A 12365-nucleotide genomic window follows, 5' to 3' on the forward strand; every position below is an offset into this window, starting at 1 on the left:
CCGGCAGGAAGCTTGGCTCAGAGGCCGTTGTCCTTCAGCACCTGGGCGGCGTTTTCCTTGGTGATCTTCTCGGTTGGCAGAGTGATGGTCTTTTCGACCTTCTCGCCGTTGAGGAACTTGATCGCCTGGCGCAGGCCTTCGGCACCGGGAGTGACATAGGTGAAGGTTGCCGTCAGCTCGCCCTTGTTGACCATCTGCACGCCTTCGTTGGGCAGGCCGTCGATACCAATGAACTTGATGTCCTTCTCGCGGCCGACATCCTTGGCGGCGAGATAGGCACCATAGGCCATCGGGTCGTTGTGGCCGTAAACGAGATCGATCTTCTCGTTGCTCTTCAGCGCGTTGGCCATCAGATTGTAGGCCTGATCCTGCTTCCAGTCGCCCGATTGCTGGTCGAGCAGATATTTGATGCCCGGCTCCTTGTCGGTGAATTCGTGGAAGCCGTCGTGGCGGTCATGCGCCGGCTGGGTGCCCATGCCGCCCCAGATCTCGACGACGTTGCCTGCAGCCTTGCCCTTGCCGCCAAGCAGTTCGACGGCATATTCGCCGGCCGCGCGGCCGATCAGCGCGTTGTCGCCACCGACGAACTGCGTGTAGTCCTTGGTCTCGACATTGCGGTCGAGCACGAAGACCGGGATCTTGGCATCGATCGCCTGCTGCACGACGCCGGTCAGGCCGGCCGATTCCTTCGGCGACACCAACAGCGCATCGACTTCCTGGCGGATCAGGTTCTCGACATCGGCGACCTGCTTTTCGGTCTTGTCCTCGCCGTCGGTGATGATCAGTTCGACCTCGGGATGCTTGGCGGCTTCGGCCAGAATGTCCTTGTTGAACTGCGCGCGCCAGGGCTCGATGGTCGTCACCTGCGAGAAGCCGATCTTCCACTTCTTGTCCTGGGCGAAGGCACTGCCGGTGGTCAGAAGCGCGGTGGTGGTCAGCAGTGCCGCGGTCACGGCGGCAAGCTTCAGCATGTCACGTCGTTTCATTTTTTGTTTCCTCCGAGATTGAGTGACGGTGTCTCTTGCGACGGCCGCTTTGCCGCGGCCGTTTCCTTGTGCGCCGATTGCCCGCCGGGCAGGCGCAGATAGGCCAGGAGATCACCGGCATTGCGCTCCTGCACGAGCACGGTGCCGATGATGATCATCCCCTTCAGCACCAGCTGAAGGTTCGAATTGATGTTGTGGAGCTGCAGGATGTTGGAGAGCAGACCGAAGATCAGCACGCCGCAGAACGTGCCGGTGAGGCTGCCGCGCCCGCCCATCAGGCTGGTGCCGCCGATGACCACGGCGGCGATGGCGTCGAGCTCCAGCCCGGCGCCGGCATCCGGCTTGCCTTGCCGGTACTGTGCGACATAGAGCACGGCGGCGATGCCGGCGAGCAGCCCCGAGACGGCATAGGTTGCGATCTTGACGCGGCCGGCGGCGATGCCGGAGAGGCGCGCCGCCTCCTCGTTGCCGCCGATGGCGTAGACGTAACGGCCGAACGGCGTGAAGCGCAGCACCGCGCCATAGATCAGGATGGCGCTGAGGAAGAACAGGCCCGGCATCGGGATGATGCCGAACACCAGCGAGCGCAGGATCTCGAAATCGGCGGTCGCGTTGGAGCCGGTATAGACCGGCAGCACCGCATTGTTCTGGCCGGCGGTCAACCGTGCGATGCCGAGCGCCGTCACCATCATCGCCAGGGTGACGATGAAGGGCTGCAGCCGCCCGGCAACGATGATGAAGCCGTTGAGCGCGCCGAACAGCAAACCAACGCACGGCGCCACCAGCAGCACGCCGAGCACACCGAATTTCGGCTCGATCTGCGGCAGCAGAAACCACAGCGACAGGCAGCACAGGACCACGCCGACGACGGCGGGCGTGACCAGGCCGCGAATCCCGTCCAGCTTGATCTCACGGAGGAGGTCGGCGCCGGCACGGGATTTTGCCAGGTTCTGGAAAATGAAACGGGTGACGACGAAACCGAGGCAAAGCGCCACCAGGGCGACGGTTGGCACGCCCAGCACGACGCCCGGCGTCACGCCTGGAACCGTCAGCAGCATGGCGCAGACCACCGAGCAGATGGCCATTAGCGAGCCGACGGAGAGATCGATGCCGCCGGTGATGATGACGGCCGTCATGCCAGTGGCGATCAGGCCGGTGGTCGACACCTGGCGCAGCACATCGAGCAGATTGCCGTAGGAGAGGAAGATGTTGTTGCCCTTCGAGCTCATCGGCGAGCCCAGGACACCGATCAGGAAGATGGCGATCAGGCCCCAATAGAGCTTGGTCCGGGACAGGAGTTTCAAAACGGTCATGCGGCTGGTCTCGATATGGTCCGGCGCGGGGCGGCGAGGCGCATGATGGCCTCCTCACTGGCCGCGTCGCGGGAAAGAATGCCTGTCTGGCGGCCATCGGCCATCACCAGGATGCGGTCGGAGAGGTGCAGCAGCTCCGGCAGTTCGGAGCTGATGACGGCGATGGCGAGACCGTCGCGCGCCAGCTTGAAGATCAGGTCGTAGATCTCGCGTTTGGCGCCGACATCGATGCCGCGCGTCGGCTCGTCGAGCAACAGCACCCTCGGCTTCGTCGCCAGCCATTTGCCGATGACAACTTTCTGCTGGTTGCCGCCCGACAGCGTCCCGGCGGGCTGGTCGATGTCCCGGCAGCGGATGCCGAGGGCCTTGACCGCCTGCCGCGCCAGCCCCTGCTCGCCGGCCAGCGAGCGGATGCCGAAGCGGGCCAGCGAGCCGACCAGCGGCAGCGCGACATTGTCCGCGATCGAAGCCTGCAGATGCAGCCCTTGCGTCTTGCGGTCCTCGGTCACCAGCGCAATGCCCAGCCGCCTCGCATCGCGCGGCGAACGGATGTCCACGGGATGGCCGTCAATACGGATTTCGCCGCCGGTGCGGCCATTGCTCGAGCCGAAGATCGCTTCCAGGATCTCGGTGCGGCCCGAACCCAGCAGCCCGCCAATGCCGAGGATTTCTCCGGCGGCAAGATCGAAGCCGACGCCGTCGATCACCGTGCGCCAACCATGCGCATCGGGCTTCGACAGCGACAGGTTTTCGACCGAAAGCACGGTCATGCCGCTGGTGTTGCGCTCTTCCTCGGAGGAAGCGAGCAGGTTGCGGCCGACCATCGCCGAAATGATCGTATCTTCGTCGAGCCTGGCCATCGGCTCGGTCAGCACATGGCGGCCGTCGCGAAACACGGTGACGCGGCCGGCCAGATGCATGACCTCGTCGATGCGGTGCGAGATGTAGACGATGGCGACGCCGCTGTCGGCAAGCTGGCGGATGATGCGGAACAGCCGCTGGCATTCGGCCGGCGAAAGCGCCGAGGTCGGCTCGTCCATGATCAGGATGCGTGCCGACATCGACAGAGCCTTGGCGATCTCGACCAGTTGCTGCTCGCCGACACGCAGGGCGCCGACGCGGGCTTGCGGATCGAGTTCGATGCCGAGCCGCTGCAACAAAGCACCTGCCGCGCGGCTGCTCGCCTTGCGGTCGACGATCAGCCCGGCGATCAGCTTCTCGCGGCCGAGGAAGATGTTGTCGGCGACGCTGAGCTCGGGCACCAGGTTGAGTTCCTGATGAATGATGGCGATGCCGGCATCCTCGGCGTCGCGCACGCCGGCGAAGCTGACGGGGCGGCCATCGACGCTCACCGTGCCGTCATAACCGGTATAGACGCCGGAGAGGATTTTCATCAGCGTCGACTTGCCGGCGCCGTTCTCGCCCATCAAGGCATGAACCTCGCCGCGACGCAGCTCAAAGCCGACATCGACAAGCGCGGCGATGCCGCCGAAGCTCTTGGAAATGCGCTCGGCACTCAGAACGATGTGCGACCGATCGGCCGCACCGTGCTGCGGGGACAGGCAATTGCTCTCTTGCATGACAATGGCGGCCTCCCTTCCGTCGTCGTCAACTTCCCGCAAACGCTAATCTAAACGTTTCGATCATGTCAAGCCGATATAAGGTGCCGGACGTTTGGTGCAATTCGATTCTTGCTAAAAAGGACAGGATTCCGTACGTATTGGCCAGCAAAGGTGGCGAAACGTTTCGAAAATGACAGCGTCAGGGCAAAAAAGACACCGCAAATCCACCGCGCCCACCATGCTTCATGTGGCTGAAGCGGCGCGTGTTTCTGTCGCCACCGTTTCGGCGCTGATCAATGGCACGGCGACGGTCAGCCCGGAGCTTAGCCAGCGCATCGAGCAGGCAATCCGCGATATCGGCTACAAGCGCAACGCGATCGCCCGCAGCCTGAAGATGGGCACGACCCGCACCATCGGACTGACTGTGCCGCACATCACCAACCCGTTCTTCACCGATGTCGTCTCGGTCATCCAGCAGGCCTTCGACCGGGCCGGCTATGCCGTCATGCTGTGCTGCACGGACGAGGATTTGAACACCCAGGACGACCAGATCAGGCTGCTGCTCGACCGCATGGTCGACGGGCTGATCGTGGCGCGCGTCGGCGACGGCGCGATCCTCAAGCGGATCGTCGACGACGCCAACGTGCCGGTCGTGCTGCTCGATCGTATCTGCAAAGGCATCGACACCGATGCCGTGGTGCTGGACAACCAGCGCGCGGTGTTCGACGCCATCACCTATCTGATCAATCTCGGCCACCGGCGCATCGGTTACATCACCGGCACCTCGGACATCTCGCCGATGCATGACCGCATGGCGGGATATCGCGAGGCGCTTCACGCCGCCGGCCTGCCGATCGCCGAGGAGCTGATCCGCTTCGGCAATTTCCACGAGATCGACGGCTATAACGAAACCATGCAGATGCTTTCCTCGCATGATCGTCCAAGCGCGATCTTCTCGGCCAACAATCCGATGGTGATCGGCACCATGAAGGCGATCCGCGACATCGGCCTGTCCTGCCCGGAAGATATTTCGGTCGCCTGCTTCGACGACTTTCCATGGTCCGACGTGTTCCAGCCGCAGTTGACCACGGTGGCCCAGCCCGTGCAGGCGATCGGCGAACAGGCGGCCAATCTGCTTCTCGACCGTCTCGCCGGCAACAGGGACGCGCCGCCGCGCAAGCTTTTGCTCAAGGGCCGGCTGATGATCCGCAATTCATGCCGTCCGCTCGGCGCGATTGCGCAGAGCGTGAGCGCGTAGCCTTCCCCCGGCGTAAGTCGTACCAGGATTTGTCAGGCCGCCTGCGACAGGGATTTGTGCGCGTCGGCCAGGATCTCGAACGATCGCACCCGTGCCGCATGATCAAAAATCTGCGCGGTGACCATCAGCTCGTCGGCACCGGTGCGGCGCACGAAGGCATCGAGGCCTTGCCGCACCGTTTCCGGAGAGCCGACGACGGCGCAGGACAATGCCTGGCCGAGCATTGTCTTTGCCATCGGATCGAGATCGCGGTCATAGTTCTCGACAGGTGGCGGCAGCCGGCCGGCCCGACCGGTGCGCAGATTGACGAAAGCCTGTTGCAGCGAGGTGAACAACAAACGGGCCTCCGCATCGGTGGGCGCGGCGAAGACATTGAGGCCAAGCATGACATGCGGCTTGTCGAGCTGCTCGGACGGCTGGAAGCGCGAGCGGTAGACATCCAGCGCGTGATCCAGCTCCGCCGGCGCGAAATGCGAAGCGAAGGCGTAGGGCAGGCCGAGCATGGCGGCGAGCTGCGCGCCGTAGAGGCTGGAGCCGAGGATCCAGACCGGCACGTTCTGGCCTTCGCCGGGCACGGCGCGAATTCGCTGGCCTTCCTCGGCCGGCTGGAAATAGCCCATCAGCTCGACGACATCCTGAGGGAAATTGTCGACCCCGGCCTCGAGATTGCGGCGCAAGGCACGGGCGGTGCCCATGTCGGTGCCGGGCGCCCGGCCGATGCCGAGATCGATGCGGCCCGGATGCAAGGCGGCCAGCGTGCCGAACTGCTCGGCAATCACCAGCGGCGAATGGTTGGGCAGCATGATGCCGCCGGCGCCGACACGAATGGTCTTGGTTCCGCCGGCGACATGGGCAATGACGACGGCTGTGGCCGCGCTGGCGATACCCGGCATGTTGTGATGCTCGGCCAGCCAGAAACGCTTGTAGCCCAAGCGCTCGGCATGGCGGGCAAGAACGAGCGAGTTGGCCAGCGACTGCGAGGCATCGCTGCCTTCGACGATCGGCGACAGGTCGAGAACGGAAAGAGCGGTCATGGATGGGATCCTGTGTCAGGACCGCATGTAGGAAGCATCCGGCGGCGCCGCAAATTCAAAAATATTGATCAGCCTTTGATAGCTTCGGGGTCGGCGATGTCGTCCTCCTCGACGACAACCGCGTGCTGCGCGGCGAGAAAATTGCCGACATGGCTGAGCCCGTCGAAATGATCGCAGAATACCTTGATGACGACCAGCAGCGGCACCGCCATCAGGGCGCCGACGAAGCCCCACAACCATGACCAGAAGGCGATGGCGATCAAGATTGCCACGGCGTTGATCTCCAGACGCCGGCCGACCACCATCGGCGTCACGAACTGGCCTTCGACGATGTCGCACAAGATCACGAAGGCCGGCGCCAGAAGCGCGTAGAAGATGGTATCGAAGCTGATCAACGCCATGACCGTGACAAGCACGATGGTGATCAGCGCTCCGACATAGGGCAAGAAGTTGAGCAACGCCGCGGCGGCTCCCCAGACCAGCGGGTTGGGCATGCCGAGCGCCCACAGACCGAGAGCGATGACCGTGCCGAGGCCGGCATTGATGATGGTGACGGTGAGCAGATAGTGCGAGATTTCGCGCTCGACGTCATAGACGACGCGCAGCGCCCGTTTCTTTTCGCTGAGGCTGGCGAAGGACTGGATGATCTTTTCATAAAACATCGTGCCGGAGGCGAGCAGGAACAGCGATAGCACGAAGATGATGGTCAGGCCTGTCCCGGCCGACAGGATGTTGCTGGCGGCCGCCGACAGGATGCCGGACTGCGCCATCGCCACCCTCTGGATGCCCGGCTCCTGCGACGTCTGGGTCAGCTGTTCGATCTGATGCGAAATCTGCATGATCTTCTCGAGTGGGCGGCGCAATTGCGCCAGCCGTTCGGCAAGTTGCTGGCCTATCGAAGAGGTGTTGTTGATGAGGTCGATGATCGGTCCGCTGAGCAGGTAGCCTACGCTGGCAAAGATGCAGATCGACAACAGCACCAGAAGGGTCGCCGAAACCACTTCGGAGATGCCGTGCCTGCGCAGGAGCCTAACGATCGGCGTCAGCGTCAGCGCCAGCAGGAAAGCCAGAATGACCGGCATGAAGAAAGCGCGAGCGAAGTAGAGCGCATAGATGGCCATGAACAGGAAAATGCCGACGAGCAGCGAGCGCATCAGATGCGTGTCGGCGCGGGCCGCAACGCGCGAATCCGACTCGTCGGCGATGGCGCGGCCCAAGGCAGCGGGTTCGGTTTTCATGCTCACCCTCGAGCCGGCGCCCTCGGCGATCGGCTATTGCTTGCATGAACGCAGAGTTATGGGCGCAGGTTCCATGAGCCGGCTTCCGGAATGAGGCCCGTTTGCACGGGTCCGGAAATCAGAGCGCGCCGCAGCATCCAGGCCTGCACTCACGGCATTGGAAGAGAGATTTGGCTTTCTTCCCAATGTCGTGGCGACGCGGACGAAAAATCCGGCCTTCTCAATTGCAGCAGCCAGCAGCCGACATTTCCGTCAGGCTGCCGGCGCGGTGACGGCTGTGCCAGCGCTGGCTGTTTCCTTGCGCACGATCGGCGCCACCCTGGTGCCGTAGAGTTCGATCGCCTTCATGATCTTGGCATGCGGCATGGTGCCGATCGCCATTTGCAGCAGGAAGCGGTCATTGCCGAAGATCTTGTGCTGGGCGACGATTTTTTCGGCCACTTGCTCGGGACCGCCGACGAACAACGCGCCGTTCGGGCCGCGCGACTGGTCGAAATGCGCTTGGGATGTCGGACCCCAGCCGCGCTCGCGGCCGATGCGGTTCATCACCTCCGCCTGCGGGCCGTAAAAATCGTGGGCCGCCTGCTCGGTCGTCTCGGCGATGAAGCCGTGCACGTTGATGCTGGTGGCAAGGCCCGCCGGGTCACCGCCGGCGCGCTTGGCGGCCTCACGGTAGAGATCGAACAGCGGCGCGAAGCGCGCCGGCTCGCCGCCGATGATGGCGAGCGCCAGCGGCAGGCCGAGCGCGCCAGCGCGGGCGGCAGACTGCGGCGTGCCGCCAATGGCGATCCAGACCGGTAGCCTGTCCTGGAACGGCCGGGGATAAACGCCGCGATCGTTGATCGGCGCGCGCAGATTGCCGGACCAGGTAACCTTCACGCTGTCGCGGATGGCAAGCAGCAGATCGAGCTTTTCGGCGAACAGTTCGTCATAGTCCTCGAGGTTGTAACCGAACAGCGGGAAGGATTCGATGAACGAGCCGCGCCCGGCCATGATCTCGGCGCGGCCGCCCGACAGAAGGTCGAGCGTGGCGAACTGCTGAAAAACGCGCACCGGGTCATCGGAAGACAGAACGGTGACGGCACTGGTCAGCTTGATGCGCTTCGAGCGCTCGGCGGCCGCGGCCAGGGCCACGACCGGTGCGGAGGCGGCATAGTCGGGCCGGTGATGCTCGCCGAGGCCGAAGACGTCGAGGCCGACCTGATCGGCCAACTCAACCTCCTCGATCAGGTTGCGCAGCCGCTCATGCGGGCCGATGGCGCCGGGGCCCGGCTGCGGGCTGACGTCGGCGAAGGTGTAGAGACCGAGTTCCATCTAATGTCATCCTGGTGTTGGAATTTGCCGCTAGACGTAGCCATCCGCCAACCTCGCCGCCAGAGGCGCGACGGTGAACAGTGCATGTCGTTTTCGGTTCAATCTCTTCGTCGCAATTCCCAAGGGAAAGCGCTGCGCGCTTTTCCCGGAAAACCGTTTCACACCTTCCCTGAAATTGCTCCAAAGGCGTCTCCCGAGTGCAACAGCCGACAATTTCATGGCTGCCATGCCGTTTTGGCGCTTGAACTCTCGGTTTTCGCGCGTATGTAAGCGTCGCGAATTGACTTCAGGGAAGTGGACTTGGCTATCTACAGGGAAAAAGACGTTTTCGAGCGGCGCAATGCCGCAAACGAGGCAAAGAAGGCGCTCCTCGAGCGCTTCAAGGCAAAGCCGGCGGCGGATGATCCTGCTGTGCTGGCACGGCAGGCTGAACGCAAGGCGATCCTTGCGGCCCGCGAAATCCGCGAGGCTGAAAAGGCTCGGCTGAAGCAGGAGAAGCTGGCACGCGAAGCGGTCGAGAAGGCCGAGCGCGAGGCAGCAGCCGAAGCGGCACGTATCGCCGCCGAGGAAGCTGCACAGGCTGAGGCCAAGATTCGGGAATCCGAAGAGAACGAGCGCATCGCCCGTTTTCTGGCCGACGAAGCCGAACGCAAGGCCAAGCGTGACGCGCGTTATGCGGCACGCAAGCAGCGCACCGGCAGGACGCCGCCGGGCTTCTCCGCCCGCTAGCCTCAGGATTACCGAAGCAGCCAGCTTCGACAATCAGGGTCGCCTCACAGCGGCCCTGAAGGTGTTTGTCCGTCGCCCAAATATTGGTCCCGGTTCTGAGAGGACGACATGCGCAAACCAAAAGACCGTCAGGCGGCGAACTTCAGCCCCATGATGCCGCAGACGATGAGCGCGATGCAGGCCAGCCTGATCGCGGTGGCTGGTTCGCCGAGCAGCCAGATGCCGAGCAGTGCCGTACCGACGGTGCCGATGCCGGTCCACACCGCATAGGCGGTGCCGACGGGCAGCGCCTTCAGCGCCAGGCCGAGCAGAGTGAGGCTGACGACCATAGAGGCAACGGTCAGCACGGTCGGCACCAGCTTCGAGAAGCCATCTGTGTATTTGAGGCCGATTGCCCAGCCGATCTCGAACAGGCCGGCGAAAAAGAGAAGAATCCACGACATCGACAACGCTCCATCAGAGCATCGGACCGAAAAGCGATTTTCGGCGTCCGACGATCAGTCAAACAATGGCGGGTCGTCCCGTCCGGATTTTGGGGAAGCGCGAGGTCGTCCCCGCCATGCCAATATAGGAACTTCGAGCGCTCGATCAACAGCGGCCGGCAACAGTGTCGCCGGCCGTAACCCTTATTGCGAAGTGGATCGCCGGACCTACTTGTCCTTGAGCTTCATCGCCTTGACCGGCGGCGCCTTCAGCGCGGGAGCCGGAGCGGGCTTCTTGGCGTCCTTCTTCGGCTTGCGGGCTTCCTTGCCTGCCTTCATCGCACCTTTAGCCATGATTCGTTCCTCCTGATGTGGGACGCCAAGTGAAACAAGAGAACCGCCCGACCGCAAGGGGTTAGCGACCGTTGCCGGCGTCGCCGGATCGCTTTCAACCGGTTTCTAATTTGCTCGTAAACCATGACGGTCCGTGCGATGGTCATTTTCGCACTGCAGCATCGACCCGAGCTTCGCCGGGTGATCGTCAGGCAGGCCGTCAGGACGACAATGCGAATCCACATCGGCTGCGAGATGAGCTTCGACTTTCCGCAGGAAACGCCGCTCATCGCGATGCTGAATGTGCATTATTCGCGTGCCTCCGATCTCGAGCGGCCGGATTTCCTGATTTCCAACCCGCCGGTGCCGATCGAAAGCTATCGCGACAGTTTCGGCAATTGGTGCAACCGGTTCGTCGCGCCGCCCGGGCGTTTCACCTTCGGCACCGACGCGGTGATCCGCGATCCCGGCACTTTCGAGATGGGCGATCTGATGGCCTGGCAGCACGAGGTTCGCGACCTGCCGGCGGACACGCTGCTGTTCCTGCTGCCCAGCCGTTTTTGCGAAAGCGACCTTCTGGCTGATGAAGCGTGGCGGCTGTTCGGCAACACGCCGCTGGGCATTCCGCGCGTGCAGGCGGTCTGCGACTTCGTCCACAACCACATCGTCTTCAACTACGGCAATGCTCGGCCGACACGCACCGCCGCGGAAGCGTATCGCGAACAGAGCGGCGTGTGCCGAGACTACGCGCATCTCGCCGTCACCTTCTGCCGGGCGCTCAACATCCCAACGCGCTATTGCACCGGCTACATCAGCGACATCGGCATGCCGAAGCCGTGGGCGAGCATGGATTTCTGCGCCTGGATGGAAGTCTATCTCGGCGGCCGCTGGCATGTCTTCGACCCGCGCAACAATGCACCGCGCATCGGCCGCATCCTGATCGCCTCCGGCCGCGACGCCGCCGACGTGCCGCTGACCCATATATTCGGCCCGGGAACGCTTGCCGGCTTCAAGGTGTGGACCAGCGAGATCGTCGAGTAGTCGCCGTTTTCCATAGGCCGATCTCTCATGACCGCTGGCTTGGACGACCCGACATTCGCGCGGTGTGATGCCTGTGGAGCTTTAGCGGCCTGGCCGCTAGACTGCGCCTTGAATGGGAACAAATGCCATGGCCGGGCACGGCGGCTCAAAAAAGGTGATCTACGCGGCGCTCGCCGGCAATTTCGCCATCGCGCTGACCAAGTTCGCCGCCGCCGCCTTCACCGGCAGTTCGGCGATGCTGTCGGAGGGCGTGCATTCGCTGGTCGATACCGGCAATGGCGGCCTGCTGCTCTACGGCATGCACCGCGCCGCCCGCCCGGCCGATCGCACGCATCCGCTCGGTCACGGCCGCGAACTCTACTTCTGGAGCTTCATCGTCGCGCTCCTCGTCTTCGCGCTGGGCGCCGGCGTGTCGTTCTACGAAGGCGTGATCCATATGATGGCGCCGGAGCCGGTCGCCAACGCCGAGGTGACCTACATCGTGCTTGGCCTTTCCTTCCTGTTCGAAGGCAGTTCGTGGTGGGTGGCGCTGAAGGAGTTCCGCCAGCAGAAGGGCAAGCAGGGCTGGCTGCGGGCGGTGCAGTCGAGCAAGGATCCGAGCGTCTACACCGTGCTGTTCGAGGACAGTGCAGCACTTCTCGGCCTGATCGTCGCGTTCGTCGGCATCCTGGCGGCGGAAGTTCTGGAGATGCCGGAACTCGACGGCGCCGCCTCGATCGGCATTGGGCTGATCCTGGGCGCGACGGCGATCTTCTTGGCCCGCGAAAGCAAGGGACTGCTGATCGGCGAGCCGGCATCGCCCGAGGTGCAGATGAAGGTGCTGGCGATCGCCCAGCAGGATCCGGCGGTGCAGCGGGCGAACGGCGTCCTGACCGTCCATATGGGGCCGGCAGAGATCGTCGCCGGGCTCAGCATCGAGTTCGAGGACCATTTGACGGCGCCTGAGATCGAAGCTTGCGTCGAGCGCCTGGAGGCGCAGCTGAAGAAGGAAATGCCGGAGATCACGCGGCTGTTCGTCAAGCCACAGACGACAGGCACCTGGGAGCAGCGGCGCAAGCTGATCGAGACCGCATCCGATCCGGCTCTGGACTAGCGCCGCCATTGCCTCACGGTCTTGCCCCGCTAGGATTAAAGG

At 63.5% G+C, this 12365-nt stretch carries 12 protein-coding genes; 4 read left to right on the forward strand and 8 right to left on the reverse strand.

What is annotated here, in order from left to right:
- Positions 1-17: 17 nt before the first annotated feature.
- From AC0L3E_RS20935 to AC0L3E_RS20945, 3 genes are read right to left on the reverse strand one after another with little or no spacing between them, the layout of a single operon-like run.
- The gene (locus tag AC0L3E_RS20935; protein ID WP_473605535.1) at positions 18-986 is read right to left on the reverse strand and encodes a substrate-binding domain-containing protein; all 969 of its coding nucleotides are present in this window, start codon (positions 984-986) and stop codon (positions 18-20) included.
- Positions 983-2299, reverse strand: coding sequence for an ABC transporter permease (locus AC0L3E_RS20940; protein WP_127267672.1), 1317 nt, complete (start codon positions 2297-2299; stop codon positions 983-985). Before AC0L3E_RS20940 ends, AC0L3E_RS20935 begins: the two co-directional genes overlap by 4 nt.
- Positions 2296-3879, reverse strand: a complete 1584-nt coding sequence (locus AC0L3E_RS20945; protein ID WP_128308396.1) for a sugar ABC transporter ATP-binding protein — start codon at positions 3877-3879, stop codon at positions 2296-2298. The genes AC0L3E_RS20940 and AC0L3E_RS20945 overlap by 4 nt, the downstream gene beginning before the upstream one ends.
- A 220-nt stretch (positions 3880-4099) precedes the next feature.
- Here AC0L3E_RS20945 and AC0L3E_RS20950 point away from each other — a divergent pair, with 220 nt between their 5' ends.
- Positions 4100-5119 carry a LacI family DNA-binding transcriptional regulator gene (locus AC0L3E_RS20950; protein ID WP_127267670.1) on the forward strand — a complete coding sequence of 340 codons (1020 nt, stop codon included), beginning with the start codon at positions 4100-4102 and terminating at the stop codon, positions 5117-5119.
- A 32-nt stretch (positions 5120-5151) separates the two neighbouring features.
- Here the strand turns inward: AC0L3E_RS20950 and AC0L3E_RS20955 are convergent, their stop codons facing one another.
- From AC0L3E_RS20955 to AC0L3E_RS20965, 3 genes are all read right to left on the reverse strand, one after another.
- A complete protein-coding gene (locus AC0L3E_RS20955; RefSeq protein WP_128308395.1) occupies positions 5152-6153 on the reverse strand; it encodes an LLM class flavin-dependent oxidoreductase in 1002 nt (333 codons plus the stop codon).
- A 68-nt stretch (positions 6154-6221) separates the two neighbouring features.
- Positions 6222-7391 (reverse strand): AI-2E family transporter, encoded by a 1170-nt coding sequence (locus tag AC0L3E_RS20960; protein WP_127267668.1) that lies wholly within the window; start codon positions 7389-7391, stop codon positions 6222-6224.
- A gap of 252 nt (positions 7392-7643) precedes the next feature.
- On the reverse strand, positions 7644-8705 hold the full coding sequence (locus AC0L3E_RS20965) for an LLM class flavin-dependent oxidoreductase (RefSeq protein ID WP_473605536.1): 1062 nt from the start codon (positions 8703-8705) through the stop codon (positions 7644-7646).
- A gap of 300 nt (positions 8706-9005) precedes the next feature.
- Between AC0L3E_RS20965 and AC0L3E_RS20970 the strand changes: the two genes are divergently transcribed.
- Positions 9006-9434, forward strand: a complete 429-nt coding sequence (locus AC0L3E_RS20970; protein WP_023761392.1) for a DUF6481 family protein — start codon at positions 9006-9008, stop codon at positions 9432-9434.
- 128 nt (positions 9435-9562) lie between these two features.
- Here AC0L3E_RS20970 and sugE read toward each other — a convergent pair whose 3' ends face one another.
- Both sugE and AC0L3E_RS20980 read right to left on the reverse strand, forming a co-directional pair.
- Positions 9563-9877 (reverse strand): quaternary ammonium compound efflux SMR transporter SugE, encoded by a 315-nt coding sequence (gene sugE / locus AC0L3E_RS20975; RefSeq protein ID WP_013528463.1) that lies wholly within the window; start codon positions 9875-9877, stop codon positions 9563-9565.
- A 207-nt stretch (positions 9878-10084) separates the two neighbouring features.
- Positions 10085-10210 (reverse strand): hypothetical protein, encoded by a 126-nt coding sequence (locus AC0L3E_RS20980; protein WP_013528464.1) that lies wholly within the window; start codon positions 10208-10210, stop codon positions 10085-10087.
- Positions 10211-10420: 210 nt separating this feature from the next.
- Here AC0L3E_RS20980 and AC0L3E_RS20985 point away from each other — a divergent pair, with 210 nt between their 5' ends.
- The gene (locus AC0L3E_RS20985; RefSeq protein WP_027040094.1) at positions 10421-11230 is read left to right on the forward strand and encodes a transglutaminase-like domain-containing protein; all 810 of its coding nucleotides are present in this window, start codon (positions 10421-10423) and stop codon (positions 11228-11230) included.
- Between the two features lie 127 nt (positions 11231-11357).
- On the forward strand, positions 11358-12323 hold the full coding sequence (locus AC0L3E_RS20990; RefSeq protein WP_128308756.1) for a cation diffusion facilitator family transporter: 966 nt from the start codon (positions 11358-11360) through the stop codon (positions 12321-12323).
- The last annotated feature ends 42 nt before the right edge of the window (positions 12324-12365 follow it).

The sequence above is a fragment of the Mesorhizobium sp. WSM4822 genome (assembly GCF_055811155.1).

Bases quoted from the DNA above. Each gene is read 5' to 3' on its own strand.
- AC0L3E_RS20935 (WP_473605535.1), bottom strand. From the start codon at position 986: ATGAAACGACGTGACATGCTGAAGCTTGCCGCCGTGACCGCGGCACTG.
- AC0L3E_RS20940 (WP_127267672.1), bottom strand. From the start codon at position 2,299: ATGACCGTTTTGAAACTCCTGTCCCGGACCAAGCTCTATTGGGGCCTG.
- AC0L3E_RS20945 (WP_128308396.1), bottom strand. From the start codon at position 3,879: ATGCAAGAGAGCAATTGCCTGTCCCCGCAGCACGGTGCGGCCGATCGG.
- AC0L3E_RS20950 (WP_127267670.1), top strand. From the start codon at position 4,100: ATGCTTCATGTGGCTGAAGCGGCGCGTGTTTCTGTCGCCACCGTTTCG.
- AC0L3E_RS20955 (WP_128308395.1), bottom strand. From the start codon at position 6,153: ATGACCGCTCTTTCCGTTCTCGACCTGTCGCCGATCGTCGAAGGCAGC.
- AC0L3E_RS20960 (WP_127267668.1), bottom strand. From the start codon at position 7,391: ATGAAAACCGAACCCGCTGCCTTGGGCCGCGCCATCGCCGACGAGTCG.
- AC0L3E_RS20965 (WP_473605536.1), bottom strand. From the start codon at position 8,705: ATGGAACTCGGTCTCTACACCTTCGCCGACGTCAGCCCGCAGCCGGGC.
- sugE (WP_013528463.1), bottom strand. From the start codon at position 9,877: ATGTCGTGGATTCTTCTCTTTTTCGCCGGCCTGTTCGAGATCGGCTGG.
- AC0L3E_RS20980 (WP_013528464.1), bottom strand. From the start codon at position 10,210: ATGGCTAAAGGTGCGATGAAGGCAGGCAAGGAAGCCCGCAAGCCGAAG.
- AC0L3E_RS20985 (WP_027040094.1), top strand. From the start codon at position 10,421: ATGCGAATCCACATCGGCTGCGAGATGAGCTTCGACTTTCCGCAGGAA.
- AC0L3E_RS20990 (WP_128308756.1), top strand. From the start codon at position 11,358: ATGGCCGGGCACGGCGGCTCAAAAAAGGTGATCTACGCGGCGCTCGCC.